This is a genomic window from Mesorhizobium sp. M1D.F.Ca.ET.231.01.1.1, assembly GCF_003999155.2.
Taxonomy (GTDB): domain Bacteria; phylum Pseudomonadota; class Alphaproteobacteria; order Rhizobiales; family Rhizobiaceae; genus Mesorhizobium.
This window is the reverse complement of the sequence record NZ_RZOZ02000010.1, coordinates 1-26,973: the sequence shown is the minus strand read 5'-3', so window position 1 is coordinate 26,973 and position 26,973 is coordinate 1. Positions and strand designations below refer to the sequence as shown.

The following is a 26,973-nucleotide window of genomic DNA, read 5'->3' as shown; positions in this document are numbered from 1 at the left end:
ACATTCTATCTTATTAATGAGCGTTAATTAGGGGAGAACAGCATGACATCGCATATCCATAAAAAACAGGGAACCTCATTCACTCGTGCGCTTTTCAAACGGGCCGCGCTGGCGACAGCGATGCTGTCGGCGACGTCCGCAATGTCATGGGCCGACCCGGTCACGATCGGATTTGCCACTGCGCAGTCGGGCTGGATGCTGGCCTATGACGGCGATGGAAGGAACATGGCCCAGTTGTGGATAGAGGATCGCAACAAGGCGGGTGGCCTGCTCGGCCAGCCTATCAAAACGATCCTAGCCGACACCAAATCGGATCGCGTCGAAGGCGCGCGCGCGGGTCAGTCCGTGGTCGATCAGGGCGCCAACATCGTCATCGTGTCGTGCGATTACGACCAGGGCTCGCCCGCGGCGGGCGCTGCACAAAGAGCCAACCTGATCTCGGTCTTCCTGTGCGCGGAGGATCCGAAGGCCGGTGTGCAGGGTGTCGGGCCGAATTCATTCACCACTTCGGCGGCTGCGCATGTGCAAGGCGCGGTCGCGTTGCATTGGGCGTCTGAGAACCTTGGCGTCAAGCACCCCTATGTCCTGCTCGATACAGTTGCCGAGTACGACAAGTCGCTGTGTGCCGGGTTCCGCTGGGCGGCGTCACAGACCGACGGTGTCAAGATTGTAGGCGAGGACACCTTCAAGAACGACGACCCTTCAATTCAGTCCCAGATCACCCGCATCACTGCTTCGGCCGACCAGCCTGATGCCATCATGCTGTGCAGCTTTACGCCCGGCGGCGCGAGCGCGATCCGCCAGATCAGAGCGGCCGGCATCAAGGCGCCCATCCTGTCCGGCAGCGCGATGGACGGAACTTATTGGACGGATGCCGTTCCCGGTCTGAGTGACTTCTACGTTCCGGTCGCAGCTTCGGTGCATGGCGATGACCCCCGCGCGGAGGTTCAGGCCCTCAATGAGCGCTACAAGGCTCGCTACGGCACACTCCCAGCGACGACCTATGCCTACCCAATCTACGCTTTCCTGGATCTTTGGGCGCGAGCGGTCGAAAAGGCGGGGACCGCTGACTCAGCCAAGGTCACCGACATCCTAAACACGATGCATGATGAACAGACCTTCATCGGGCCGCGCAGCTTCACGCCAGACCTTCACATCCAGCAGAACGCCAAGATGCAGATCCTTCAGTACAAGGACGGCAAGGTCAAAATCATAAGCAACTACGCGCTACCCCAGCCGGTGCCGGTCGACGTGCTCTTCGGCCAGAACTGACCTCCCTTTCTGGTCGACGGGCCCCGGCAGGGCGGACGCCGGGGCCCGAACGATATTTCACCGATGCGCGCGAGTAAGAGACAGATGGCGTACGTTATTTCGCTTGATACCGGCGGCACATTCACGGACGTGGTGGTTGTCGGCCCGGACGGTGCGCCAGTGATTGGCAAGGCGCTGACAACCCACGACCGGATCTTTTCCGGCATGCGGGAAGCGATTGCCGCTGCCGCGGCGGAGAAATCTCTTTCATTGGAGCAGTTGCTCGCCGAGACGGCGCTGCTCGTCTATGGAACAACGCGCGCAACCAATGCCATTGTAACGAAACGCGTCGCAAAAACTGCCTTCGTCACAACCGCCGGGTTCCCCGATATTCTCGTTTTGAAGGAAGCCGGCAAATTCGACCCGCACGACTTCCGCTCGCCTTATCCCGACCCTTACATTCCCCGCCGCCACACCTTCGAGGTGAGCGAGCGCATGAGTTCGGAAGCAACGGTCGCCACCCCCTTCGACGAAAGCCAGGCTCGGGCGATAATCGGCGAGATTTTGGCGCAGAAGTTCGAGGCCGTCGCTGTCTGCTTCCTATGGTCGGTTGCCAATGGTGAGCATGAGCGACGCTTCGGGCAGCTCCTGGACGAGCTTGCCCCAGGTTTGCCCTATACGTTGTCGCATGAGCTGATCCCCATCGTGCGCGAATATCGTCGCGCTTCGGCGACCGCCATAGATGCCTCGCTCAAGCCGTTGATGCAAAGCCATTTGCGGGGGCTCGAATCGGATCTTCGCAATGCCGGCTACAAAGGCGAAATTCTCGTCTCCACGACCTCCGGCGGATGCACGAACATCGACGCGATGGTCGCCAAGCCCATCTACACGATCGGTTCAGGGCCCGCGATGGCGCCGATCTCAGCGAGGGCCTATGCGGCCCAGGAGCGCTTCGGCGACAATGTCATAGTATGCGACACCGGGGGCACGACCTTTGACGTCGGCCTGGTGCGTGACGGCAGATTGACGTTTACGCGTGAGACTTGGCTCGGCCCACAATACACCGGCGATCTGATGGGCATCTCGGCCGTCGACATGCGATCGGTCGGCGCCGGCGGTGGCTCGATCGCCTGGATTGACGAAGGCGGGCTAATGCATGTGGGACCACAGTCGGCGGGATCGGAGCCCGGCCCCGCCTGCTATGGCCGTGGTGGCCTGCAGCCAACTGTTTCGGATGCCGCCGCCGTGCTTGGCTATTTCGATCCGCACTACTTTCTTGGCGGGCGCATGGAGCTTGACGTCGCCGCGGCACGTCGCGCCATTGAGACCATCTCTTCGCGCATCGGTTTGACCGTCGAGGAATGTTCGTTCCGCATTCTGACGCTTGCCAGCGAGCTCATGATCCGCGCCATCGGTGACATCACGATCAACGAAGGCCTCGACCCGCGTGAAAGCGCGATCGTCGCTGGTGGTGGCGCTGCCGGCATGAACATCATGCTGATTGCAAAGGAGCTTGGCTGCAAGAGGGCCATCCTGCCCAAGACCGCCTCGGCGCTCTCCGCCGCCGGTATGCAGTACGCCAACATCGTCGCCGAAGAGACAGCAAGCCACGTCACATCGACAGAAGGCTTCGACCTCGCCGGTGTTGGTCGGGTACTCGATTCCTTGACCGCCAAGTTGCGCAGGTTTGCAGAAGGCTTGGCGCATGACAGGGCCGATCACGCGATCGAATATATCGCGGAAGCCCGCTATGCGGGACAGGTATGGGAGCTCGATACGCCGATCCCGTCGGGCCATCTCAAGGACCTCGCGTCCGTCGCTGAACTGCAGGAAGAGTTCCATCGCACGCATGAACGCGTCTTCGCTGTCCGCGATGAGGGTAGTGCTGTGGAGTTCATCAACTGGAAGGCGCGGCTCAGCATTCCGCTGGCCGATCCTCCATCTCCGATCGCGGATGTCGACATCGTCGATGCGGCGTCAGGCGGCAAGGATGATGTTGCGAGGCGGGATTGCTATTTCGGTGAAGCGACCGCCGTCGCAACTCCGATCTACAAGGCGAGCAGTATTGCGCCCGGCATGCGTGTCACCGGTCCGGCCATCATTGAAGAGCCGACCACGACACTGGTGGTCTATCCAGGCATGTCGGTGACGCTCAGCGCCGCTGGCAACTACCTGCTTGAGATTTGAGGGGCGGCTTTGATGGCAATCGCAGACACGTCTTCCTTCGATCCGTTCCTCACGGCAATCATCGCAAATCGGATGGACGCCATCATCCGCGAGATGACCAACACCATGCTGCGTGCCGCTCGTTCGGCTGTCATCAACAGCGCGCGCGATTTCAGCTGCTCGATCGTTACCGCTGACAACCAGTTGCTGGCTTCGGCCGAGGGGCTGCCAATCCACATCTTCGGCAGCGACCTTCTGACGTCGGCAATGCAGCAATTCCATCCTGGTGATATTCGCGAAGGCGACTGTTATCTGCACAATGACCCCTATAGCGGAAACAGTCACGCTGCGGATCACGCCTTTCTTGTGCCGGTGTTCGTGGAAGGCGAACACATGTTCACGGCGGTCGCCAAGGCCCACCAGGCGGACATCGGCAATGCGCTGCCGACGACCTACATGGCTGGTGCCCCCGACCAGTATGCCGAGGGCGCGTTGATTTTTCCCGCGGTCCGGATCCAGCGCGACTACAAAACCAATGATGATATCGTGCGCATGTGCCGGGCTCGTATCAGGGTTCCCAACCAATGGCATGGCGACTTCATTGCCGGGATCGGCTCTGCCCGCATCGCCGAACGTCGGCTGAAGGAACTGTGCGCAAAATATGGCAAGGAGACGATCCGCGCCTTCATCGCAAACTGGCTCGATTATTCCGAAGACCTGATGGTGAAGGCGCTGCGGTCGATGCCTCCGACACGTCTTTCCAATTCCGGCAGGCTCGACCCGCTGCCGGGTCTCTTGCCACAGGGAGTGCCACTCAACGTCTCGCTCGAAATTGATCCGGCCAAGGCCACGGTGAATATCGATCTGCGTGACAATATCGATTCCGTTCCGGTGGGCCTCAACCTGAGCCTGGCCAGCGCTTCGGCGGCCGCGGTGGCCGGGGTGTTCAACTCACTCAGCTTTTCGGTGCCTCGCAATGCTGGATCATTTCGCCGCATCAAGTTGCAATTTCGCGACGGCTCAGTGATCGGAAAGCCAAAATTCCCACACAGTTGCTCGGTTTCGACGACCAATCTTGCCGACAGGCTCATCAACACGGTGCAAGCCGCCTTTGCCGAGGTCAGTCCTGATTGGGGGTTGGCCGAAGGTGGGCTGGGAGTAGGCCTGGGCTACGCCGTGGTCTCCGGGCGGGACCATCGCTTCGGTGGCGAGCCCTATGTCAACCAGTTGGTCTTGGGTTCGGCAGGAGGTCCCGGCAGCCCCGTCGCCGACGGCTGGCCGACCTACGGCATTCCCGTCGTGGCAGGACTGATGTATCGCGATTCCATCGAGATAGACGAACTCAAGCACCCGCTTCAGGTGGTATGCGTGCGACTGCGCACAGGAACGGCCGGCGCCGGCCAGTTCCGTGGCGGAGCGGCGCTGGAGATGGCGGTAACGCCGAAGGAACTCCCCATTCAGTTCATCTGGGCCTGCGACGGTGGAGAGACACCGCCAAAAGGGGTCCGCGGCGGCCAGGACGGCACCCATGCGGCGCATTTGATCATTCGTGGGGACGGGACTGAGGAACTGCTTCCCAGCCTGGTCATCATTAGCCTTCAAAAAGGCGAAACACTGAAGGGCTGGCATACATCGGGCGGGGGCTATGGCAAGCCCCATGACCGCGATCCGGCACTCGTGCTCAAGGACGTACTTGAACGATACGAGACCCTTGAACGCGCGAAGACCATCTATGGAGTGGTCTTGGGTGGATCGGTGGCCGATGAAACTCTCAGCGTGGATGCCGAGGCGACAGCAGCGCTGAGGAGGGCTTCTTGAGTGCACGAAGCGCGTTTTCGAAACAGCCTTTTCCGCCCGGAGAGCGATGTGAGCGTCTTTAGCGGGATCAGACTTGCAACCGAGGCAGTTTCGGTAAGCTTCGAGGGCCTTCGAGCCCTTTCGGACGTAACGTTGTCGGTCGCCAAGGGAGAGATCATAGGCCTGATCGGCCCCAATGGCGCCGGCAAGACGACGCTGGTCAACTGCCTCACCGGCTTCCAGAAGCCCTCGGCCGGCCGGGTTACGCTCGGCGGTCGCGACACGACCAAGTGGAAGACAGCCACGTTTCGCCAGGCAGGTGTCGCGCGCACCTTCCAAGGCGGACGGCTTTTCCGCGAAATGACGGTGCAGCAGAACGTCGAGGTGACTGCCGTTGCCCTGGGCCTGTCGCGCCGCGCGGCCGCCCATGAGGCTGCATTGCTTTTGGACTGGATGGGTATCGGGCACATGCGCGGACAACTCGCAAGCACACTGCCTTACACCGACGAACGCAGGGTCGCCATTGCTCGAGGGCTCATTCGTTCGCCTGATTTCCTGCTGCTGGACGAACCGGCTGCGGGCATGTCGGATCACGAGTGTGAAGAACTCATGTCGCTGGTACGCTCGATTCCCAAGGATCATGGGTGCGGCGTTCTGTTGATCGAGCACAATGTCGCCGTGGTGCTCGGCCTTTGCGCTCGTATCCACGTCCTCGACGGAGGTCGCACGCTTGCGGAAGGCACGCCCGCTGACGTTCGAGCCAACAAATCCGTGATCAGCGCCTATCTCGGCGCGGAGGCGGAATGATGAGTGCCGACCACATCCTGCGTGTCACGGATCTGCGCATTGCATACGGCCGTGTTCAGGTCCTGCACGGCGTGTCCTTTGATGTACCTTCCGGCGCGCTCCTGGCAATCGTCGGGCCAAACGGTGCCGGCAAATCCTCGACGCTTTCGGCGATCGCAGGCGGCGTTTCAGGCGCCGGCGACGTGCGTTTCGATGGTCGGCCGATCCTGGGTCTCAAACCCGAAGCGATCGCACGCTCAGGGCTTAGCTTCGTGCCCGAAGGTCGCCACGTTTTTGGCAGTCTGAGCGTGGAGGAAAACCTCAGAATCGGGACTTTCATGCGCGGCGACCGCCAGCGAGTGGAACGCGACCTGCAGCTTGTGCTGAACTATTTTCCGAAGCTCAAAGAGCGCATTCGTCAGGCAGGGGGAAAGCTCTCCGGTGGCGAGCAACAGATGCTGGTGATCGGGCGTGCGCTCATGACGCGACCCAAACTCATACTCATAGACGAACCGAGCCTTGGCCTGGCTCCTCGCATTGTCGAGGAGGTTTACGCCATCTTGCATCGATTGCGATCGCAAGAAGGCGTCAGCATCCTGGTGAACGAGCAGAGCTCGCGTCGGGTGATGAACTTTGTCGATGAAATCATCGTGTTGCGCGACGGTCGGGTGCAATTGAAGGGCCGTCCCTCCGATTTGGCGAAGAGTCATGCCTTGCACGACGCCTATTTCGGCACTGGAACGTTTGATCGCGATTCCGGGGAGGCGGTACACTGACATACTTTGTCCAGACGTTCATCGATGCGCTTAGCCTCGGAAGCCTCTATGCGCTTGCCGCCTTGGGGATTGGCCTGCTGTTCGGCATCATGCGACTGATCAACTTTGCGCATGGCGAGTTCGTGACAATGTCGGCCTATGCGCTGATTGTTCCTTCGGCTGACGTCACCGCCAAGCTGTTAATCGGCAGCTGGAGCTGGCCTCTGTTGATCGTCGCGATCCTGGCGTTTGGCATAGCAGTCGCGCTGCTTTCGAACTTGCTGGTCTTTCGACGCTTGCGCAATGCCGCACCCCAGAACTTGATGGTCGTGTCATTCGCGCTCGGCTACATCATCCAGAATTTGCTGATGATGGTCTATGGCGCACGCCCAAAGGCCATTGGTCTGTGGTCCTCCCTGACACAAGCCACCGAGCTCGGCGGGATCAGGATTCCGCTCCTTCAACCGGTGACCATCGGCGTAACGTTGCTGCTTTTGCTTGCGATCCTGCTGTTCATGCGCAAAACGTCTTTCGGCATCCAGATGCGTGCCGCGGCTGAGGATTTCCGGATGGCCCGCTATTTGGGGGTACGCGCGGATTTCGTCATTGCCTTGTCCTTCGCATTGAGTGGCCTTCTCGCCGGCGTTGTCGCCTTGCTTTACGTCGTGCAGACCGGCCTCCTCGCCCCGACCATGGGTGTCAACATCGTGACATTCGCCTTTATCGCGACCGTCATCGGCGGAATGGGCAGCCTGCCCGGGGCAGTGCTCGGCGGGCTGCTTGTCGGGATCGCCACTTCTTTGCTGCAGGCTTATCTGCCCGACAGCATCCGGGCGTTCCGCGACGCATTTGTTTTTCTGTTCGTCATCCTGCTGCTGCTGGTTCGCCCTTCGGGGATCATCCGCCTGAAGCAGTTCGAAGAAAGGGTCTGAGATGCAAGCTCAAGGCCAGGTCTTGACTTCGATCGCGTCCGAAGGAACACGCTCAGTCTGGACCCAAGCGCAGACGCCGATAGTGCTTGTAATTATGCTGGGACTGATCGCGTTGGTCAGCAGCCACCTTGGCGGTTCGGCACAGACGGTGACTGAGATGATGATCCGCGTGGTCCTTGTTGTCGGTCTCTATGTCTTCGTCGGCAACTCGGGAATCCTGTCGTTCGGCCACATCAGCTTCATGTCGATCGGCGCCTACGCCTTCGTGTGGTTGAGCTGCTGCACGTTGCCGATGTTAAAGCCCATGAACCTGCGGGGTCTGCCGATCTTCCTGCAGCACATAGCATTGCCCTCGCCGATCGGTCTGCTTGGCGCAGCCGCGCTGGCTGGCATCGTGGCGATTGTGGTTGGGGCCATTTTGATGAGGTTGTCGGGAACCGCAGCTTCCATCGCCACCTTCGCGTTCCTTGCTGGGCAATATGCGTTCTACATGAACTGGAGTGGTGTTACAGGCGGGACAGCGCTTCTGGCGAACTTGCCCGTATTTGTCGGTCCGGCAGTCGGCACCGGCCTGGCGGCGTTGGCCATATTGATTGCCTGGTTTCATCAGGAGTCTCGATACGGATTCATGCTTCGGGCGGCGCGCGACGATCAAACCGCGGCCAAGGGGTCTGGCGTCAACGTCTGGTTCGTTCGAACAGTCGCATTCAGCCTCAGCGGCCTGATCGTCGGCGTTGGCGGCGCGATGCATGCCGGCTTCCTCGGTATCGTGACAGTCGATGCCTTTTACTTGCCACTTACCTTCCTGACATTGGCGATGCTGATCGTTGGCGGTTCAGGAAGCCTATCGGGTGCGGTCATCGGCGTTGTTGCCCTTACTGCGGTGACCGAAATATTGAGGCGCTTCGAGGCCGGAATCCCGGTCGGCGGAACCATATTGAGTCTTCCTGCCGGACTGCAGGAAGTAGGTCTCGGCTTGGTGATGATCATGGTCATGATGTTTCGGCCCGCCGGAATCATGGGTGGTCGCGAACTTACATTTGGGTCGATCTGGCCTAAACGTTGAGCACCTTGCTGCTGCCCTTGGGTTGCGAAACGTTCCGCCTGCTGCGGTACATCTGGCCTGCATATCAGGGCATGTCGGCTGCCCTGCGCGTTTTGCCAGGGCAGTCAGCTTGGCCGGCAAGTTGACCCGAAACCCTTGGCATACAAACAATTTTTGGCAAAACAGAGTGGTTTGCCGTATATGATGACGAGCGTTGACGACATCGATCGAGCATGACGCAGAGCGAAGGTGAAAGAGGAAGGCCAATGGCCGACACTGAAGCGACCATTGAGCTGAAATCCAACCAGGCCACGCGCGGGATTCCGCGCTCGACCACTCGCGACAGGCTGATTGAAGCCGCAGTCGAACTGTTCGGTGCCAACGGCTTCAATGAGACCTCTATGCGCGATCTCGCCACAGAAGTCGGCATCAAGGCACCGGCGCTGTACAATCATTTCCGCTCAAAAGAAGAGATTTTTATCGAGGCGATCACCGTCACCCTTGGAGACTTCCACACTGCGGTCACCAAGCGCGACGATCCCAATTTGTCAGGCCTCGAGCGTCTCGAGAACATAGTGTCGCGACATGTCATCTACCAGATCGATCATGCCCGCACCGCGAAGGCCAACGACCGACTGATCGAATCGTCTGCAATGGACCGCCTCAGTCACGAGCAGCGCGAGGCGATCAGGTCAATGCTGCGCAAATACCTCGACACAATGACAGACATCTGCACCCAGGTCGTGCGCGATGCCGGTCGCGAGCCTAAGGATGTCCGCTTGGTCGCGCTCGCGATCGGATCCATGTGCGACAAGGTGCTTTCATGGTACCGTCCCAATGGTCGATACCCGAAACAGAAGATTGCGGCGCACTTTTCCAAACTGGCACGCAGCATGCTCGAGGCCGAATAGCTTTAAAACGATCTTCGGGCCAAGCTTCGAGAGCTTTCAAGCGAGCAGGTCTCTAATCCGCATTCTGTCGCCAGCACGCCCCTTCACTAGGGATGACAGGGTCAGGCCGCCGCCGCCGACGCTTACATCTCGCAGCACCGAGAAAAAGTCCTTGGGCGAGACGACTTCGGGCGGGAACACGCCCTTTCGTTCGATCAGGCCTTGCATCAGCAGGATCGCGCCAACGGCTGCGGGGATGCCTGTCGAATCGTCCATTCCCCCGTCACTTCCGGAGGCAAAACGCAATCCGTTGCCGTTTGTGTGGACATCGATGACCAGGCCACTGCCAATGCGCGGGGCGCCTGCCCGCTGATCACGATAATGCAAGAACAGATCAACCGCAGTGTCAGTCAACTTGCCCTTGGTCCTGCGCTCATCGGCGATATGCGCCAAGCACCAGCCCGTGATCAAAGCCTCTTCGGGATTCAGGCCTCCGAAATTGGAAGCCCGTTTTACGGCCAAGTACTTTGGTACCGTTATGGGTTCGGGGTGTGCCAGTCGCACGAGCCGCTGACGGCCGACGGGATCGGGAAAATCAATGTCGCGGAATTCAAGCTGGTCCCAGCCCGCGACATCGTGCGTGCTGCCGTCGGGATCCACGAGATTGAAGCAATGCCAGAAATGCCTTACCGCCGCATTCGTCATGTCAGCCAAATCGACTGTCCAATATATGTCAACGTCATCCACCGGCCCCAGCTTGTCGACCGCGGCCCTGATGAGGATGTTCGTTGTGCCTGGGGAAGATCCCATACCGATCAGCGCGGAAATGCCGGCCGCCTCAGCTGCTGCATTTCGGGTGAGCATCGGGATCGTGACGTCGGCGTCGTCCGAGATGTCGAGGTAGTTTGTATTGTTGGCGATCGCTCGGTCAAGGATAGCCGTGCCTGTCCTGTAGTAGGGACCTGCCATGTTAACGACGAGCTCGGTCTGCGAGAGCAATTCGTCAAGCTGGCCGACGTCGGCGAGGGCATCCATCTGTTGGGTGACGAACCCCATTGACTGAGCAGCTTGCCCGGCTTCAGGGCGCCAGGCACGGTCGACCGCCAGCCAGCCCTGCGTTGCCCCACCGCGCGCGAGGGCTCGCAGCATGGCTTGTGCCTGTGAGCCGCCCGCGCCTATGACAACGGCCTTCCACTTCCTTGCCATCTCGTGGCCTCCTATTTGGGTTTCCTGTGCGTTTCCAGGTAGCCGGCGCGGATCGCGCGGCGGTCGAGCTTGCCCGACGCCGTACGCGGCAGATCGGTGCTCACGATGATGTCTTCCGGCACGGCGTAGCCCGGCAACCGATGGCGCAGAAACTCACGGACATCCGCAACGTCGACCGCCATACTTGGGCGCGGCTCAGCGGCCGCCAGCACACTGTTTTGAAGAACCGGATGCGGGACCGGAAACACCACGGCCTGGGCAATAGAGGGGATCTCTGCCATAACAGCTTCGATGAACGAGGGAAGGATCTTTTCGCCACCGCGATTGATGACGTCATCGCGACGCCCGACATGATAGATCAGACCCTTGTCCCGTCTTTCCGCCAGATCGCCAGTGCGCAACCAGCGCCCGTTAAGCTTCTCGGCCGTGACGTCCGGTCGCCGCCAATATTCGCGCATGCGCGTGTCTCCGGCGACCCAGATCTCGCCGACGGTGTTATCGGGAACATCCTCGCCGTCCTCTCCGACAAGGCGCAGTTCCACACCTTCGGCCGGATATCCGATAGAATCGCCGTATGTCAGGATCAATTGAGCCGGCAGTACCGTGCAGCAAGAGGTGAATTCGGTAAGTCCATAGCCGTGCCAAAGCCGTAGGCCTGGCCAACGCTTATGCATCTCCAGCGACCAGGGGGCAGGCATTGGAGAGCCGCCAAACAGCACGTCCTTGGCTGGACCATAGACAGCGTCGGCTCCCTCCGCCGTCATCATCATCCGAAGCACGCTCGGCACCGCGGTCACAAATGTCGTTGGCCTGCGACGGCAGGCTGCAATCGCTTCTTGTGTGCGATACCGCAGCAAAAGGTCCGCGCGCCCTCCGCAAAGCAGCATCGTGCCCAGTTGGTCGACGAAACCTGTGTTGTGGAAAAGCGGGGCCACAATCAGCGTTGAGGACTGCTCGCCTGCCCCGATGAGGTTGACATAGACCTGGGAGGCCTTGCGCAACGCATCATGGCTGATCACGGCGCCTTTCGGCGTGCCGGTGGTTCCTGACGTGAAGCTTATGACAGCGTTCTCTGCCGGGCGCGGCATGTCGGGAAGGACGGAAGTTTTGTCAACGGAAGAAAACGGGGCAGCGAAAGTACCATTGATCGAGTATACCTGCAGCCCGACGCAATCGCTGAACATGTGGGTATGCGAATCGTCAGCCAGTGCAATCCGCGCATCCAGCAACGTGACCAGGTCACTTACCTGCGCGGGGGCCAACCGGTTGTTCATAGGAACCGAAATTGCACCGACACGAAGGATCGCGAGATAGGCGACGACCCATTGCCATGTATTGTCGCCGACAACGATGACGCGTTCCTGGCGCGCCACCCCAAGTGTCACCAGGCGCGCGGCCGCAGCGTCCACTTCGGCCTGAAGGCGAGCGTAGTCAAGTTCCTCGTCTGCGTCTGTGAGCGCCGTGGTTTGAGGCCCGAGCAGGGCGCGCCCCATCAAGGCATGGACGATAGTTGGATAAATCTGCTGGCTCACAATTTCATTCCGAATTACGTCATCGGTCCTGACCGATCAGATGACCGGCGCTGCTGCCGCCGTCGACCAGATACACGCAGCCATTGGTGTAGGCGGCCTCGCGAGAGGATAGGTGGGCTATGACCGCCGCGATCTCTTGCGGTTCGCCAAACCGGCCCATTGGAACAGCATTTTCGAAGGCCTCGCGGGTGCCAGGAGGAGCTTTTGAAAAGATGCGCGTCGCCATCGGTGTGTCCACGAAACCGGGACACACCACATTACTGCGAATACCTTCGCGCCCATGATCCAAGGCCATCGCTTTGACGAGCCCGATCACGCCATGCTTGGAGGCGCAGTACGCGCCGTAAGCGACAGATCCCAAAACGCCCGCGTCCGAGCCGACAGCAACGAATGACCCGCCGCCGCGACGCTGCAAAAGGGGCAGGGTCTGCCGCGCCAGCAGGAACGTTCCCTTGAGATTGACGCCGATGACGTGATCCCAGGCGGCTTCCGACATACGCTGGATGAGTCCGCCGCGTGCGACGCCTGCAGCCGCAATCACAGTGTCGAGCCCCTCGCTCGCTTCCGCGAAGGAATCTATTGCGCTCGCGAGGCTTTCCAGGCTGCTCACATCGGCCGCAAGCGGGGTAGCTTTTCCGCCCGCCTCCACGACCAATCCGACGGTTTCCTGAGCGCTTTCGCGCGAGAGATCGAGGACACCGACATGCGCGCCGCGAGCGGCGAGGACGAGCGAGACGGCTCGCCCTATACCTGAGCCGGCACCACTGACCAACGCAATCTCGGGCTTAGTCATCGGTCGGACCGCATCATTCCTTGGGGAGGGTTTCAGCGATATAGAGGTTAGCGAGAGTGCCGCAATCGACCGGCACATCGATACCGGTTATCCCGCTCGCCTCATCGCTGCCAAGAAATGCAACAGTGCGCGCAATCTCGTCGACCTCGACCAGCCGGCCAAGCGGAACGCGCGAGAAGCTCTCGGTCATGTGCCTGAGGGCGGCCTCGCTGACATGATCCTTAATCATGGCGGTCAGTGTCCACCCGGGGCTCACAGAATTGACGCGGATCCCATAGGGCGCAAGCTCGACCGCCGCGGTCTTGGTCAAGTTGACAACGCCGGCTTTTGCTGCGCCGTAAGCGGACTGCCGCCCGTCAGTCCCGGCAGCATCGATGGAAGCTACGTTGACGATGGCCCCGCCGCCTGAGGCCCGCATGCGCCGCGCGCCCCTTTGCAGGCTGAGGAAAACACCGGTCAAATTGATGTCGAGGACCGAACGCCAACGCGCCAGATCCATCTTCAAGAGCGTCTTGTAGTCGGACACACCGGCATTGTTGACCAGCAATGACAGCGGTCGAGAAGGATCGTCGAAGCGCGACATGAGGCGCTCGACGTCATCCTCGTTGGTCACGTCTGCGGCGACTGCCTCGACCGGCCCGAGTGAATTGAGGTTCGAAACGGCGGCCGCAAGCTCCATCTCGTTGCGGCCTGCTATCGTGACGGCATAGCCTCGCGCCAAAAGGCAAGCCGCAATGCCAAAACCGATCCCCTTCGACCCACCGGTCACGACGGCATTCAATGGCATGGCGCCCGTTTCTCCTGGCTTGTAAGCTCGTCCATCGGATCCACTTCGCCTTGATCCTCTTGAACTATGAGGCCAGCGTCATCAGCTTACGGTACTCATCAGCCCCCATCAGGTCGCGTCCCAGAGCCGAGGCAATGCCGCTGACTTGACGGAACACTTCCACGTTGCTCTGGATCTTGTCGTCACGGTGCGGCCATTTCCATACAGTGTCTTCCATACCGACACGAACGTGCACGCCCATAAGGATCGCAAGCGTCGCAAGATAGCTGCTCGAGCGTCCGCCGGTGCAGGCGACGATAACCGATTCAGGATCGATATGGCGAATGAGCCGGACCAGTCGCATGAAGCCGTCAATCATGGTTTCAGGGCTGTAGGTAGGGCTGCAACCGGGTAGGCCGGGCAGGACAAGCCAGTTCAGGGGACCCTGAATCAGTCCGCTGTCGATCAGATAGCGGCGGGCGTTGTCGATGTCAGCGTCCGAATAGACCGCGATCTGCGGCGTCAGGCCCTGGGCAAGCGCGCGTCGCGTCTTCTCGATCATGGCCGCCGGCGACTTCACAAAGCGATTGTCACCGAGAACGATCGAGGTGGCGTTTACCGGTACGCCCTCCATCACCCCCAGTGACATCATTTCGCTCATCATCTTTTCTTCTTCATCGTTGACCGCAACGAGGCAGGCATCGAGTGCTATGTGGTTGTTCTGACGCCGAAGATGAGTCAGCGTCTCCTTGAAGAGGCCCGTGTCCAGCACGTTGTAGCCGCGTTCATCGCGGGCATGGATGTGGATGATCTGCGCGCCAGCGTCGATGCACTCCTGTGCCGAGCGGATGATCTCGTCCGACGAGATCGGCTGATTGGGGTTTTCGTCCTTGCGGAAGAAGGCACCGTTGATAGCCACCGACAGGATCAGCTTCTCGGGCTCGGCCCAGCGCGGCATCGGCTCGGCATCCGAAAAAGCTGTCTTGTTGACCGCCATGATCGCCGGCGCGCCATAGACTTGCCAGTTCGCCTGCACGCCCTCACGTGCAACCCATTGGTTTACCCGCTCCCAGTTGACGGTGTTTGGCTTCCGAGCCATCGCGATAGCCTCTTCTTTCTGATACATGAACGAACGTTAATGCGAGCGAAATGACCTGTCAAGCAGCCCGGAGGGGGCTCCCGGCCGCTTGATACAAGCTCTGTGGCAGCAGATCGCCTACAATTCAGACGCGCCTAGCTTGACGAAAAGCGAGGACAAAATTATGAATTAACGTTCATTATTGAGGAATCGTATGGGCAAATTGATCTTGCTTGTTGGAGCGGGCCACATGGGCCGCAGCGCGCTTTGCATGCTTGCGCGCCAGCTTCCTGACGCCCGCTTCAAGGTTGTCGATCGATCACCCGAAAACCTGGCGCTCGCCATCAGCATGGACCCGAGCCGGGTTGAAGGAGAATTGCGCGATATTTCGCGAAATGGTGTCGATGCGGCGGGCGTGGACTTGGTCCTGAATTTCGCCGGTCCATTCTTCCTGGGCTCCGACGCTGTTGCCCGCGCGGCAATTTCTGCCGGCGCTCCGTATGTCGATGTCTGTGACGATGCTGAAGGTACGCAGACAATCCTCGATCTCCACCAAGCGGCTTGCGAGCGCAAGGTGCCGGTGATCACCGGCGGGGGCAATTCGCCGGGCATCTCCAATTGGCTGGCATGCGACATCCTCCAGTCGAACAGCAACGTGAACGGTATCCAGATCGTATGGATCACGCGAGAGCGCGACCCCGGGGGCCTCGCCGTGCTTCGTCACATGCTTCACATGACGGTGGCGCCCTGCCCGATTTGGCGAGGCGGCCGGATGGAGTACTCGAAGGGATTTCAGCCCCAGACGGCCATGTCGTTCGATGTCCCCCCTCCTTTCGGGAGGATCGAAGCCTACGATACCGCCCACCCCGAACCGTTGACGCTCGCGCGCCATAGACCTGACCTCAAGCTGGTGCAGTGCAAGGGTTCCCTGTATCCAGGATGGGCCAACCAAGCATTCTCGACACTTGGTCGCATTGGCTTTGGCCATGACGACCTCACCGTCACTGTCGGAGATCAGACGATCCAGCCCGTAGAAGTGCTTTGGAAGCTCCTATGGGCTCGGCACAATGCCAGCCCACCGCGAGAGCGCCCCGCCTTTACACAAATCAACGTAATCGGCCTCCAAGGCGACCGGCCGGTCGTGATGCACACCATCACTGATGAGAGCGAGATGAGCCGCGGAACCGGGATAGGCATGGCCGCGGCCGCGCTTGCACTGCTGGAAGGCAACGTGCCGCCTGGCGCAAACGGCGTCGAGGCCATTCCATTCGAACGAGGGCTCAAGCATTTCAGGGCCCTCTCGGTTGCCGAAGGCGCGTTTGCAGATGGCATCGTTGTGACCCGTTTCTGACCGGTCTCCAGGAGATTGAAAATGACCTCTACCCCGGCTGTGATCGTGACAGGTGCCGCAGGCGACATGGGTCGGGCTCTTGCCAGACGTTTTGCGGCGGATCGCCGTGCAATCGCATTGCTCGACCGCACCGATGACGCACTCGGCGCCCTTGCCGACGAACTCAAGACACTGGGAGCGAGTGAGGTTGGCGTCTACGCAGCGGACCAATGCGATCGAGGCGCGATCGACGTAGCCGTTGCGCGGGCTCGATCTGATCTCGGTCCAATCGGGACGCTGGTCGCGAATGCCGGTTATGCTCGCCTCGCGAGCTTCTTGGACATGCCGGAAAAGATCTGGGATCGGCATGTGGATGTGAACTTGAATGGGACCTTTCACACCTGCCAGTCCGTGGCCCGAATAATGGCGGAGCAACGCGCGGGCGGCAGCATCGTTGTCATCTCGTCCTGCCTGGCGCTTTACCATACAGACCAGACCGGAGCTTACAACGCGACCAAGGCAGCGCTTTTGATGCTTATCCGCACCATGGCGGCCGAACTCGGCGTCTACCGTATCCGCGCCAATGCCGTCCTTCCCGGAATAGTGGACACGGCCATGACCCGCGAAACCCTTGCCGAACCTGGTCGACTGGAGGCGGTCTTGGCAGACACGCCGCTCGGTCGCATCGGTCAGACCGAAGATGTCGCGGAGGCTGTTTATTTCCTCGCAAGTGAAGCTGCAGGGTTCATAACCGGTGCTTCATTGTTGGTTGATGGCGGAGCCTCTGTCTACGGCCAGCCGCAATGGGTAAGACAAGATCGACGCGTGCCTTACGAACCCAGTTGGGACTTCCAACCGCGAAACGCTCCCCGGACCTGATATGGTTCGCGCCACAAGTGTGCGCGGGGGCCATCGGCCGCACGGCTGAAATTGAATACCTGCCTCGGCGGACCCGTCGCATAGGTTCATGTCGTCGAGCGTCGGCGTTAAGCGGATTTCCGTATCGTAACGGCAGTTCTGAGATACGGCCTTAGCTCGGGCTCGTTGACGTAGAGCCAAGCCAGCAGATCGTCGATCTTGCCCTTGGACGGACGGCAACCGTCCGCACACCAATGCAGTCAGCCCCTCCCCGCCCTCGCGGAAGTCCACCGGCTTTGTCGCCTCGCGTACCGAACCGCGCCACCGTTGCAGCCGTCAATTGCAGCCGGGCAGCGCCAAGGAACTTTCACCAGCTTGGCTGCCCGCTCACTGGGTCTTTGCGCGTGACGGCGGAGCTTCGCCGAAACCGCCGCCCGTCGGCGTGACGATGGTGATCGCCTCGCCGGCCGCCAGGATTGTTTCAGCGCATCCTGCCAGTTCCTCAATGCTGCCGTTAAGCCTGCGGACCAGGTTGCGGCCCTTCTCGCCGGCATTGCCGCCCTTGAGGCCGAACGGCGCCACCTTGCGATGGCCCGAAAGGATAGCGCAGTTCATCTTCTCGCGGAATCGGATGGTCCGGCTGGTGCCGTCGCCGGCGCGCCAGCGGCCACGGCCGCCCGATCCCTCGCGGATGTGGAAATCCTCCAGCACCACCGGAAAGCGTAGCTCGAGGATTTCCGGATCGGTCAGCCGCGAATTGGTCATGTGCGTGTGCACCGCCGGCGCACCGTCGAACCCCTCGCCTGCCGGAGCACCGGAGCAGATGGTTTCGTAATACTGGTAACGGTCGTTGCCGAAGGTGAGGTTGTTCATCGTGCCTTGCGCGGCGGCCAGCGCGCCCAGCGCGCCGAACAGGCAGTTGGTCACTGCCTGGCTGACCTCGACATTGCCAGCCACGACCGCCGCCGGTCGGCGCGGCGACAGCATCGTGCCATCCGGCACGAGGATGCGTATGGGCCTGAGGCAACCGGCGTTCATCGGGATCATGTCCTCGACCATGACTCGGAAGACGTAGAGCACGGCGGCCCGCGTCACAGGCTCGGGCGCATTGAAATTGTCGTCGCGCTGCGGCGAGGTACCGGTGAAATCGACGATCGCCTCGCGGCTCGCCCGGTCAACACTGATCCTGACCCTGATCTCGCAGCCCTGGTCCATGGGATAGCGGAATTCCGAGTCGGACAGGCGGTCGATCACTCGCCGCACGCTTTCGGCAGCGTTGTCCTGAACATGGCCCATATAGGCCTCGACGACAGCGAGGCCGAATTGCGCGATCATCTTCTTCAGTTCCGCCACGCCGCGCTCGTTGGCGGCGATCTGCGCCTTCAGGTCAGCGACATTCTGGAACACGTTGCGCACCGGATAGCGCGCCGTCGTCAGGAGCTCGACCATCTCCGCCTCGCGGAAGCGGCCTTGGTCGACCAGTTTGAAATTGTCGATGTAGACGCCCTCCTCCTCGATGGTGCGCGCATTTGGCGACATCGATCCGGGCGCCGTGCCGCCGATATCGGCGTGGTGGCCGCGCGAGGCGACCCAGAACAGCACCGACTTTCCATCCTCGTCGAAAACAGGGGTGCAGACGGTTATGTCCGGGAGATGGGTGCCGCCATTGTAGGGCGCGTTGATGACAAAGACGTCGCCCGGATGGATAACCGGGTTGTTGCGGATCACCGACTCCACCGAACGGTCCATCGATCCCAGATGCACCGGCATATGCGGCGCATTGGCGACAAGCGCGCCATCGCGGTCGAAGACGGCGCAGGAGAAGTCGAGCCGCTCCTTGATGTTGACCGAATAGGCGGTGTTCTGCAGCGTCAGACCCATCTGCTCGGCGATGGACATGAACAGATTGTTGAAGATCTCCAGCATGACCGGGTCGGCATCGGTGCCAACGGCAACGCGCCTAGGCAGTGCCACCACCCGTTCCAGCACCAGATGGTCGAGCGGCGTCACGGTGGCGGCCCAGCCGGGCTCGATCACCACCGTCTGGTTGGGTTCGATGATCAGCGCTGGGCCGTGGACCTGATGCCCGGCTTGCAGCTGTTCGCGCAGATAGACGACCGCATCGTACCACGCGCCGCCTGAGAAGAAGCGGGTTCGCCGCGCCGGATCCGGCAGCGCGCCCGTCGCCGGCGGCAGCGTGGCGGCGGCGCGTTTGCGGCCACCGCCGATCGCTTCAACCGAGATCGCTTCGACCACCATCTCCTTGTTGCGATCGATGAAGCCGAAGCGGGCTTTGTGCGCCGCTTCAAAGGCTTCAGCCATGGCGCGAGGATCGAGGTCCGCATCATCCGGCCGGACGCCGGCAGCCACTGTCAGCGCCGGAACCTCGATCGTAGTATCAGTGCCGGCGTAGCGGACATGGGCCCGGACATGTACCGTGACATTCGCTTCAGCAACCCCTTGCGCGATCACCTCGGCGCCGGTTTCCACGCATGGCGGCGCCGCCGCTTCGATGATCGCTCCGGTCGCTTCGCCAAGCTTCCTCTCGACCGACATCTGCCGGATGGCGCGGATGTCGGCGAGACCCATGCCGTAAGCCGAGAGCAGCCCCGAGAACGGATGCACCAAGACCCTGGTCATTCCTAGCGCGTCGGCCACCAGGCAGGCGTGCTGGCCGCTGGCGCCGCCGAAGGCGTTCAGCACATAGCGCGTCACGTCATAGCCGCGGGCGATGGAGATCTTCTTCACTGCTTCTGCCATGTTGGCGACGGCGATCTTGAGGAAGCCGTCGGCGACCGCTTCCGCCGAACGGCCATCGCCCGCCTGGGCTGCCAGTTCCTGGAAGGCGAGACGCACGGCTTCATAGTCCAGCGGCTCGTCCTGAGCAGGGCCGAAGATCGTCGGGAACAGTTCGGGCACCAGCTTGCCGGTCATGACATTGGCGTCGGTGACAGCCAGCGGCCCGCCGCGGCGGTAGCATTTGGGGCCGGGGTTGGCGCCAGCCGAATCAGGACCGACGCGAAATCGCGCGCCGTCGAAATGCAGGATGGAGCCGCCGCCGGCAGCGACCGTATGGATGAGCATCATCGGCGCGCGCATCCGCACGCCGGCTACCTCCGTCTCGAAAGCGCGCTCGTATTCGCCATCGTAATGGGCAACGTCGGTCGACGTACCACCCATGTCGAAGCCGATGACACGCGAGAAGCCGGCCTCGGCACCGGTCTGCGCCAGAGCCACGACGCCACCGGCCGGGCCGGACAGGATAGCGTCCTTGCCCTGGAACAGGTTTGCCGCCGTCAGACCGCCGGACGACATCATGAACATCAGCCGGGCGCCGGTGCGCGCGACATCGAGTTCCTCGGCCACCTGCGAAACGTAGCGCCCCAGGATCGGCGACAAATAGGCATCGACCACAGCGGTGTCGCCGCGGCCGACGAGCTTCACCAGCGGCGAGACCTCATGGCTGGCGGAGACCTGGCCGAATCCCATGTCGCGAGCCACGCGCGCCGCCATCTGTTCGTGTGCGGGATGCCGGTAAGCATGCATGAACACGATGGCCAAGGCGTGATAGCCGGCTTCGGCCAGGCTGGACAACGCAGCACGAAGCGCACTTTCGGACAACGGCACCTCGACCGTCCCGTCCGTCAGCACCCGCTCGTCGACCTCAACCACTCGATCGTAGAGCAGGTCCGGCTTGACGACATGCTTGGCAAAAATCTCGCTGCGCGCCTGATAGCCGATGGCGAGCGCGTCGCGGAAGCCGCGCGTCGTCACAAGCGCGCAGCGCTCGCCCTTACGCTCCAGCAGCGCGTTGGTGGCAACGGTGGTGCCCATGCGCACGTCGCCGATCAATCCGGCCGGAATAGGCTCGCCGGCATTCAGGCCGAGCAGCGAGCGGATGCCCGCCACTGCTGCGTCGCGGTAGGCGTCGGGATTCTCCGACAACAACTTGCGCGCAGTGAGCTGACCGTTTGGATGGCGCCCGATCACATCGGTGAAGGTACCGCCGCGATCGATCCAGAAATCCCACTGTGCGGGCATTGGCAGCCTCCTTCTCTTTTTCATCGTCACTACATCGATAAATTATCGACATCTTGTCGTCAATATGTTATCGTCAAAAAAATGGAGACAGGTCGGATGAGTAAGAGCGCAGACACCACGGAAATCGGCCAAGCACGGCTTGGGCCTATCGTTTCGTCGGGACATCTGGCCGGCGGTGCATTGCCGGCCCTATCGGAGATAGAGTTCGGCATGATCATGCTGAGCCATGCCTTCAACCGCTGGATTGTGCGCTGCATGGCGGCCGCCGGCGTGCCGGATCTTTCGGCCATCGACGTACTTGTGCTTCATAACATCGCCCACCGCGCCAAGCCGAAGACGCTCGCTGACCTTTGCCTCGTCCTCAACGTCGAGGACACGCATGTCGTCGCGTACGCGCTGAAGAAGCTTGAGCGGCTCAAACTGGTCAGGGCTGGCCGGCGCGGCAAGGAGAAGCTGGCGATGATAACTCCAGAGGGCGAGGCCGCCTGCCGTCGCTACGCCGCGATCCGCGAGGAGCTGCTAGTCAAGTCGGTGCTGTCGACGGAAGTCTCAAGCGAGACACTGTCTTCGGTCGCGTCCCGTATGCGCGCGCTCTCTGGTCACTACGACCAAGCATCGCGCAGCGCTGCCTCCATGTGATTGCTGACGCTCGGGGGCGGCCTCTGCTGCATACGATGCGGCGCCGCCGGGGTGTCCGGATAGCCTAAGGCGAGCCCGGCCAGGCCGGTGATCGGAGCAGAGCCTCGACAGCTCCACTGCGGCCAACAAACCTCGATGAGTGCTTCTGGGCGGAACACGAGACCTCGGAATTAGCCGAGCGAGAACTGTGAGTCCGTATGTTGGCTAAACCAACAGTCGTCTCGTCGTGGTGTGTGCAGATCTCACCATGTCGGCCGTCGGGTGGCGGGGGCGTGCGGGAGATGAAATCTTTTGTGCCCGTCCAGTCTGGGCCGCTTTCTCGATGGCCAAAAGCACGCGCAGATCGGCAAGACCTTCATCTCCGTCAGCCTCTGGTTCGGTGCCGTTGCGAATGCAGTCGGAAAAATAAGCAATCTGTCCCGCAAATTGATCGGAAAGCGGATACGAGAACGTCTCAACTTTGCCGTTCGTGTTCAGACGGAAGCGATAGGCCTTCTCAAACCGAAAAGCAGGCTCCATCGTCAGATCGCCCTGTGTCCCCAACACACGATACGTGTCGATCTCCGAACTGCCGAAGCTGCAATAAAACTGGGCCAGCCTGTCTCCCGGAAAGCGCAGGATTGCTGAGACTGCCTCGTCGATCTCGCCGAAACGGGGATCCTTGGTTGACTTCGCGGACATTGCGATCGCCTCGACCGGTTCCGAGGCGAAGATGTGTCTCGCGGCGTTGACGCAATAGATGCCGATGTCCTGGAGCGGGCCGCCCCAGTGACGTGCTTCCAGGCGATGATTGCCGCACTGAGATTGAAAGCCAAACATTGCTGAGATGTGGCGCGGTTCGCCAATCCTGCCGGAACGGACTGCGTCCAGCGCGGCCACGGTGCCCGCCTCGTGGTGAAGACGGTAAGAGGTCATAAGCAGCACCCCGTTGTCGCGCGCCGCTCGGATCATTGCCTGCGCGTCGGAAACGGTTGTTGCAATGGGTTTCTCCACCATGACATGCTTGTGCGCCTTTGCAGCTCGAATTGCGTAGGTCGCATGCAGCGGATTGGGCAGCGCAATGTAGACGGCATCTATTTCAGCGCTTTCGATCAAGTCGTCGAACGAGTCGTACCCCAGCACACGCTCTACCCGATAGAAATCAGCGAGCTTTCGCGCCTTGTCCTGGTTGCCCGATACAATCGCAGCCAAGGTGGAATTTCCCGTTTGTTCGATCGCCGGCATGAATGCTTCCTGAGCGATCCAACCCGCTCCGACGACGGCGTATCTAATCATGCGTATCTTCCTGGTTTTTTTTCGGCGAACTCACAAGCCGGCGACAGATCGCGTCTGCGTTTTTTCCCGTTACCGGCTGAGTAAGTCACGCTCAGAAGAAAGCGTGCCCAGCGAGGCAAGAGCCAAAAGCCACCATTGAGCTCGCAAGCTCAGCTGTAGAAGCTAGGGCGCGGCGGAAGCGAAAGTCGCGTCAGCGTCCGCGTTTCCAGCGCCGCCACCACCTGCTCCGCGATCGAGGTCGTCACGTAGCCATCCCAGGCGTTTGCTCCGCCACAACTCTGGCCGCTGGTGGCAGCCATCACCCACGCATTCATCTGGTTTGCATAGGCGGTTCGAAACCGGGGCACCCAATTGTCAGGGTAGCCAAAGCCATGCCTTCCAGAAGCGTTAGCGAGGGTCGCGACAGGTACCGCAGTCTCGATTGTGCCGTTGCGACCTACGAGTTGCGCGTGCACATGATAGCCGTAGCGGCAGTTCATGAACACCTCGGTCGAAACGATCTCGCCCCAATCGGTCACCATGGTGATCATCAGCGGATCGCCACTTTCTCCAAAGTGAGCTTGGGCTGACACCAATTCGGAGCCCAACAGCCAGCGGCTTACATCGATTTCGTGAACGAAGGCGTTGGTCACCGACATCGCGCCGGTGAACCATTCCGGGACCACGGCATTTCGGTGAACATTGTGCAGGATGACGGGAGTGCCGATGTCACCGCGTTCCCGCACGCGCTTCATCTCAATGTATGGCGGATCAAAGCGCCGCATATAGCCGACCTGAACGACCCGACGGCCCTTGGCGACCTCTGCCTCGACCACCTCAAATGCTTCCGCTGCTGTCACCGCCAGGGGCTTTTCGCACAACACCGGCTTGCCTGCCTCTATGCAGGCCAGTGCGAGGACTTTGTGCGTGGAATCCGGCGCAGCAATGACCACGGCGTCGACCCGATCGGAATTGATCAGGGCCAATGGGTCGGTAAACACCAGCCCTTCACCATCGCCAGCTGCGTGAGCCCGGGCTTGGTCTGCATCGCAGACTGCCGCAAGGTGGGCGCCAATCGTCTCCTTGCGAAGAATGCGGGCATGTTCAGAACCCATCACGCCCGCGCCGATCACACCAACTGCTAAACTCATCTCGCACCTTTCAAGGAAAGATTAGAAGCAACCTAGCGGCACGTTGGGGCAAAGTGCCTTGGAGAAAGTCGCACCGCTGCAACCGGACAGAGCGACTGTTTCCGACACCCCGGTCCGAAACAGCCTGCCAAATACCAGGAAGGTTGAACGGCTGCGGTGATGGCTTTCCATCAACCGCAGCCGCCGCGATACACCCGTCTTGGGAGGGTGAAGATTTTGCCCACGCGCCGGCATCAGCCGAAAAAGCCAAGCAATTCCCGTGCAAGCGCTTCGGGTTGTTCTTCCGCCAGATAGTGGCCACAAGCTTCTATGGCTGTGCCGCGGACATTGGTCGCAATCTTTTGCAGTTGCGCAACCAGGTCCGGCATCGATCCCTGGTCGGCGCGCACGGCAAGCACCGGCATTTCAAGTTTTCCCTTGGCGCTCAACTCACGATTCTGCTCGGCAGACATTGAGACTGCACGGTAGTAGGAAAGGCCACCTTTGAGACCGCTGGTCAAAAAGGCGCGCAAATACTCTTCGTGATCGGCGTCCGAGAAAATCTGCGGATTGGCCGCTTTGCGCTCCAGGAACCAACGAAGGTAGATGTGCTCGCGGCCGTCGATGAGAGCTTCCGGCAAATCCGGCACATTGTGAAACGCGACATGCCAGGTACGCCAGGCGACTTCCGCAGACCAGGGCAGCGCGTCAGGCAGACTAATGCCAGGTATGCCGGTGTCGAGGATCGCCAGACCTTTGACACTCGCCCCGTGCAAGGCGGCGTATGGGTAAGCGACCCAGGCGCCAATATCGTGGGCGACCAGGAAGTGGCTGCCGACATCCAGCTTATCGAGAAGTTTGCGAACAATCTTGGCAATGCCGGCGGTATCGCAACCGGCCCGGGGGCGATCAGAGTCTCCCTGCCCTGGAAGATCGGGCGCGACGATCCTGTAGCGCTCACCCAGCGCTGGCAGGATCTTTCGCCATGCGTACCAGCTCTGCGGAAAGCCGGCGAAGAGAACCAGGACTTCGCCGTCGGGACGACCTCCCGTCACGTGATGGATCCTGATGCCGTCAACGGTTGTGAAGCCCCGCGTGAAGCCAGCAATTCCGCTGCCCGGCCATTCATTTGCAACCATCTAAGCCTCCTAGCGTCGCTTCAGTGGAGCCGCTTGTATTTGGTCAGGGTAACCGACTGGATCCACTGGCCAGCTTTCGCGCCGAATGCCTTCATATTGTCGGTGTTGTTATGGACATTGAGCGCGTCTTCATCTTCCCAGATTTCGTAGAAGAGAAACTGTCCGGGGTTCTCGAGTGATTCATGCAGGTCGTATTGAACAAAGCCCGGTTCCTTGGGGGCGGCCTCTACGAGCGTCATCAGGCCCTGCCGCAACAGATCCTCGCTACCTTTGTTGGCGTTGACCAGCGCAACCACGACAAGCTTTTCTTTCATTGAATTTCCCTTTCGATACTGAACTTGTGGCATTCGATGCGAGGGCCGGAGCCGCCGTGCACGTCATGCCAATGTTATCGTTTACATGAGTTGGAAACATGGTTGATTTTCACGAAATTGTCGACCTCTTTCCATTCTCGGAAGTCAAACTAATAGCTGGTTTTGTCAGAACGGATCCCTGGCCGCGGTCAGCCAGCCGCCGTCCATCACATAGGCACTTCCGTGGACATAGTCGGCATCGTCGCTACCAAGGAACGCTGCCAGTCTGGCGATCTCCTCTGGCTTGCACCAGCGTCGCGCCGGAACCTTGCTGATTGCCAGATCCATGTCCGGGGAGTTGGATGTCGTATGCTCAGGCATCGCCAGGGGTGTGGCGGTCGCGCCCGGACAGATGGCGTTGATCCTTATGCCCCGCGCGCCATACTCGAAGGTCATCTGGCGCGTCAGTCCGATGACGCCGTGCTTCGAGGCAGTATAGGCCGAGCCGCCCCCGGCGGCGCTGAACCCGGACGTCGAGGATGTGTTTATGATGGCGCCTTTGCCCTGCCTCAGCATTTGCGGAATAACAGCACGCGACATCAGGAACGGTCCGGTCAGATTGACTGCAATGACGCGGTTCCATTCTTCAAGGCTCACCTCATGGGCTGGAGCGTGTCCGTCGAGGATGCCGGCATTGTTGCAAAGAAGGTCGACCCGGTCCCAGCGCGCGATGATGGCGTCTACCGCGGCTTTAACGCTTTGCTCATTGCTTACGTCGACCTGATAGGGAAAGGCAGCTGGCGGGCTGTCCAGCCTCTGCACGGTTTCGATAGCCCGATCGAGATTGATGTCAAGCGCCGCCACACAGGCTCCCCTGGACAAGAATTCTCCGACCATGGCGCGGCCCATTCCGGAACCGGCTCCCGTAATGACGACCACTTTGCTGGTATAGTTGCTCACGCCGTTTACCTTCCTGTTTCGGCTGACATTTTGCGAGTGGACTTCCTGACGTCGGCCCACTCAACCCTGTCCAATGTTGTTGAGGATCTGGCTATTGACGGAAGAAGCTGCCTCCATCTGGGGCATGTGGCCTGTGCCCTGGATGATGGTGAGCTTTGCGTTGGCGGGCAGGTCTGCGGCCTGGGGCACGGGCACGATCTGGTCCTGGTCGCCCCAGATCAGGAGCACCGGGCATTTGAGATTGGCGAGTTGGTTGGCGATCGACTGGCGCTGTCCGTTGTTGTCGGCGATGGTGTCGGCGATGGCCGTCAGCGCTTCGGGCACGCCCTCCA

At 60.7% G+C, this 26,973-nt stretch carries 23 protein-coding genes; 11 read left to right on the top strand and 12 right to left on the bottom strand.

Translation table 11 applies throughout. The annotated features are described in order from the left end of the window. Positions 1 to 42 precede the first annotated feature (42 nt). The 8 genes from EN874_RS23755 to EN874_RS23720 all read left to right on the top strand — a co-directional run bounded on the left by EN874_RS23755 (position 43) and on the right by EN874_RS23720 (position 9,643). The gene (locus EN874_RS23755) at positions 43 to 1,272 is read left to right on the top strand and encodes an ABC transporter substrate-binding protein (RefSeq protein WP_245513647.1); all 1,230 of its coding nucleotides are present in this window, start codon (positions 43 to 45) and stop codon (positions 1,270 to 1,272) included. A 63-nt stretch (positions 1,273 to 1,335) separates the two neighbouring features. After that, positions 1,336 to 3,438, top strand: coding sequence for a hydantoinase/oxoprolinase family protein (locus EN874_RS23750; protein WP_210236001.1), 2,103 nt, complete (start codon positions 1,336 to 1,338; stop codon positions 3,436 to 3,438). A 12-nt stretch (positions 3,439 to 3,450) separates the two neighbouring features. Beyond that, positions 3,451 to 5,235 (top strand): hydantoinase B/oxoprolinase family protein, encoded by a 1,785-nt coding sequence (locus EN874_RS23745; RefSeq protein WP_127426848.1) that lies wholly within the window; start codon positions 3,451 to 3,453, stop codon positions 5,233 to 5,235. Between the two features lie 66 nt (positions 5,236 to 5,301). After that, complete coding sequence (locus EN874_RS23740) at positions 5,302 to 6,021, top strand: ABC transporter ATP-binding protein (protein WP_127426999.1); 720 nt, start codon at positions 5,302 to 5,304, stop codon at positions 6,019 to 6,021. Next, positions 6,018 to 6,776, top strand: coding sequence for an ABC transporter ATP-binding protein (locus EN874_RS23735; RefSeq protein WP_245513646.1), 759 nt, complete (start codon positions 6,018 to 6,020; stop codon positions 6,774 to 6,776). Before EN874_RS23740 ends, EN874_RS23735 begins: the two co-directional genes overlap by 4 nt. Beyond that, positions 6,773 to 7,687: a branched-chain amino acid ABC transporter permease gene (locus EN874_RS23730; RefSeq protein ID WP_127426847.1), complete on the top strand. Its 915-nt coding sequence runs from the start codon at positions 6,773 to 6,775 to the stop codon at positions 7,685 to 7,687. The genes EN874_RS23735 and EN874_RS23730 overlap by 4 nt, the downstream gene beginning before the upstream one ends. 94 nt (positions 7,688 to 7,781) lie before the next feature. Beyond that, complete coding sequence (locus EN874_RS23725) at positions 7,782 to 8,753, top strand: branched-chain amino acid ABC transporter permease (protein WP_168247573.1); 972 nt, start codon at positions 7,782 to 7,784, stop codon at positions 8,751 to 8,753. A gap of 245 nt (positions 8,754 to 8,998) precedes the next feature. Then, positions 8,999 to 9,643 (top strand): TetR/AcrR family transcriptional regulator, encoded by a 645-nt coding sequence (locus EN874_RS23720; RefSeq protein ID WP_168247572.1) that lies wholly within the window; start codon positions 8,999 to 9,001, stop codon positions 9,641 to 9,643. Positions 9,644 to 9,679: 36 nt separating this feature from the next. Here the strand turns inward: EN874_RS23720 and EN874_RS23715 are convergent, their stop codons facing one another. The 5 genes from EN874_RS23715 to EN874_RS23695 all read right to left on the bottom strand — a co-directional run bounded on the left by EN874_RS23715 (position 9,680) and on the right by EN874_RS23695 (position 15,045). Then, on the bottom strand, positions 9,680 to 10,828 hold the full coding sequence (locus tag EN874_RS23715) for a saccharopine dehydrogenase NADP-binding domain-containing protein (protein WP_127426844.1): 1,149 nt from the start codon (positions 10,826 to 10,828) through the stop codon (positions 9,680 to 9,682). Between the two features lie 11 nt (positions 10,829 to 10,839). Beyond that, positions 10,840 to 12,360: a class I adenylate-forming enzyme family protein gene (locus tag EN874_RS23710; protein ID WP_127426843.1), complete on the bottom strand. Its 1,521-nt coding sequence runs from the start codon at positions 12,358 to 12,360 to the stop codon at positions 10,840 to 10,842. Positions 12,361 to 12,379: 19 nt separating this feature from the next. Beyond that, on the bottom strand, positions 12,380 to 13,153 hold the full coding sequence (locus tag EN874_RS23705) for an SDR family NAD(P)-dependent oxidoreductase (protein WP_168247571.1): 774 nt from the start codon (positions 13,151 to 13,153) through the stop codon (positions 12,380 to 12,382). A 13-nt stretch (positions 13,154 to 13,166) separates the two neighbouring features. Further along, positions 13,167 to 13,940, bottom strand: coding sequence for an SDR family oxidoreductase (locus tag EN874_RS23700; protein WP_127426841.1), 774 nt, complete (start codon positions 13,938 to 13,940; stop codon positions 13,167 to 13,169). Between the two features lie 64 nt (positions 13,941 to 14,004). Further along, positions 14,005 to 15,045, bottom strand: a complete 1,041-nt coding sequence (locus tag EN874_RS23695) for a 3-keto-5-aminohexanoate cleavage protein (RefSeq protein ID WP_245513644.1) — start codon at positions 15,043 to 15,045, stop codon at positions 14,005 to 14,007. A 166-nt stretch (positions 15,046 to 15,211) separates the two neighbouring features. Between EN874_RS23695 and EN874_RS23690 the strand changes: the two genes are divergently transcribed. Both EN874_RS23690 and EN874_RS23685 read left to right on the top strand, forming a co-directional pair. Then, positions 15,212 to 16,348, top strand: a complete 1,137-nt coding sequence (locus tag EN874_RS23690; protein ID WP_245513643.1) for a saccharopine dehydrogenase NADP-binding domain-containing protein — start codon at positions 15,212 to 15,214, stop codon at positions 16,346 to 16,348. Positions 16,349 to 16,369: 21 nt separating this feature from the next. Beyond that, positions 16,370 to 17,206: an SDR family NAD(P)-dependent oxidoreductase gene (locus EN874_RS23685; RefSeq protein ID WP_127426840.1), complete on the top strand. Its 837-nt coding sequence runs from the start codon at positions 16,370 to 16,372 to the stop codon at positions 17,204 to 17,206. Between the two features lie 366 nt (positions 17,207 to 17,572). Here EN874_RS23685 and EN874_RS23680 read toward each other — a convergent pair whose 3' ends face one another. Then, on the bottom strand, positions 17,573 to 21,226 hold the full coding sequence (locus tag EN874_RS23680; protein WP_127426839.1) for a hydantoinase B/oxoprolinase family protein: 3,654 nt from the start codon (positions 21,224 to 21,226) through the stop codon (positions 17,573 to 17,575). Positions 21,227 to 21,322: 96 nt separating this feature from the next. Here EN874_RS23680 and EN874_RS23675 point away from each other — a divergent pair, with 96 nt between their 5' ends. Then, on the top strand, positions 21,323 to 21,865 hold the full coding sequence (locus EN874_RS23675; RefSeq protein ID WP_127426838.1) for a winged helix DNA-binding protein: 543 nt from the start codon (positions 21,323 to 21,325) through the stop codon (positions 21,863 to 21,865). Between the two features lie 204 nt (positions 21,866 to 22,069). On the opposite strand, the gene EN874_RS23670 is transcribed toward EN874_RS23675, so the two are convergent. The 6 genes from EN874_RS23670 to EN874_RS23645 form a co-directional block, all read right to left on the bottom strand. Further along, positions 22,070 to 23,140 carry a Gfo/Idh/MocA family oxidoreductase gene (locus tag EN874_RS23670; protein ID WP_127426837.1) on the bottom strand — a complete coding sequence of 357 codons (1,071 nt, stop codon included), beginning with the start codon at positions 23,138 to 23,140 and terminating at the stop codon, positions 22,070 to 22,072. A 149-nt stretch (positions 23,141 to 23,289) separates the two neighbouring features. Then, a complete protein-coding gene (locus tag EN874_RS23665) occupies positions 23,290 to 24,270 on the bottom strand; it encodes a Gfo/Idh/MocA family oxidoreductase (RefSeq protein ID WP_127426836.1) in 981 nt (326 codons plus the stop codon). 233 nt (positions 24,271 to 24,503) lie between these two features. Then, positions 24,504 to 25,388: an alpha/beta fold hydrolase gene (locus EN874_RS23660; protein ID WP_127426835.1), complete on the bottom strand. Its 885-nt coding sequence runs from the start codon at positions 25,386 to 25,388 to the stop codon at positions 24,504 to 24,506. Positions 25,389 to 25,408: 20 nt separating this feature from the next. Then, positions 25,409 to 25,702, bottom strand: a complete 294-nt coding sequence (locus EN874_RS23655) for a putative quinol monooxygenase (protein WP_127426834.1) — start codon at positions 25,700 to 25,702, stop codon at positions 25,409 to 25,411. Between the two features lie 165 nt (positions 25,703 to 25,867). Further along, entirely contained in the window at positions 25,868 to 26,641 is a 774-nt protein-coding gene (locus EN874_RS23650) for an SDR family oxidoreductase (protein ID WP_127426833.1), read from the bottom strand. Positions 26,642 to 26,701: 60 nt separating this feature from the next. Then, positions 26,702 to 26,973: alpha/beta fold hydrolase (locus EN874_RS23645; RefSeq protein ID WP_135882224.1), on the bottom strand; the 272-nt coding region annotated here is incomplete at its 5' end.

Coding starts and splice junctions, on each gene's coding strand:
- EN874_RS23750 (WP_210236001.1), top strand. CDS start 1,336: ATGCGCGCGAGTAAGAGACAGATGGCGTACGTTATTTCGCTTGATACC.
- EN874_RS23690 (WP_245513643.1), top strand. CDS start 15,212: ATGGGCAAATTGATCTTGCTTGTTGGAGCGGGCCACATGGGCCGCAGC.
- EN874_RS23670 (WP_127426837.1), bottom strand. CDS start 23,140: ATGATTAGATACGCCGTCGTCGGAGCGGGTTGGATCGCTCAGGAAGCA.
- EN874_RS23705 (WP_168247571.1), bottom strand. CDS start 13,153: ATGACTAAGCCCGAGATTGCGTTGGTCAGTGGTGCCGGCTCAGGTATA.
- EN874_RS23665 (WP_127426836.1), bottom strand. CDS start 24,270: ATGAGTTTAGCAGTTGGTGTGATCGGCGCGGGCGTGATGGGTTCTGAA.
- EN874_RS23660 (WP_127426835.1), bottom strand. CDS start 25,388: ATGGTTGCAAATGAATGGCCGGGCAGCGGAATTGCTGGCTTCACGCGG.
- EN874_RS23700 (WP_127426841.1), bottom strand. CDS start 13,940: ATGCCATTGAATGCCGTCGTGACCGGTGGGTCGAAGGGGATCGGTTTT.
- EN874_RS23735 (WP_245513646.1), top strand. CDS start 6,018: ATGATGAGTGCCGACCACATCCTGCGTGTCACGGATCTGCGCATTGCA.
- EN874_RS23655 (WP_127426834.1), bottom strand. CDS start 25,702: ATGAAAGAAAAGCTTGTCGTGGTTGCGCTGGTCAACGCCAACAAAGGT.
- EN874_RS23755 (WP_245513647.1), top strand. CDS start 43: ATGACATCGCATATCCATAAAAAACAGGGAACCTCATTCACTCGTGCG.
- EN874_RS23685 (WP_127426840.1), top strand. CDS start 16,370: ATGACCTCTACCCCGGCTGTGATCGTGACAGGTGCCGCAGGCGACATG.
- EN874_RS23725 (WP_168247573.1), top strand. CDS start 7,782: ATGCTGGGACTGATCGCGTTGGTCAGCAGCCACCTTGGCGGTTCGGCA.
- EN874_RS23675 (WP_127426838.1), top strand. CDS start 21,323: ATGAGTAAGAGCGCAGACACCACGGAAATCGGCCAAGCACGGCTTGGG.
- EN874_RS23695 (WP_245513644.1), bottom strand. CDS start 15,045: ATGTATCAGAAAGAAGAGGCTATCGCGATGGCTCGGAAGCCAAACACC.
- EN874_RS23720 (WP_168247572.1), top strand. CDS start 8,999: ATGGCCGACACTGAAGCGACCATTGAGCTGAAATCCAACCAGGCCACG.
- EN874_RS23715 (WP_127426844.1), bottom strand. CDS start 10,828: ATGGCAAGGAAGTGGAAGGCCGTTGTCATAGGCGCGGGCGGCTCACAG.
- EN874_RS23680 (WP_127426839.1), bottom strand. CDS start 21,226: ATGCCCGCACAGTGGGATTTCTGGATCGATCGCGGCGGTACCTTCACC.
- EN874_RS23745 (WP_127426848.1), top strand. CDS start 3,451: ATGGCAATCGCAGACACGTCTTCCTTCGATCCGTTCCTCACGGCAATC.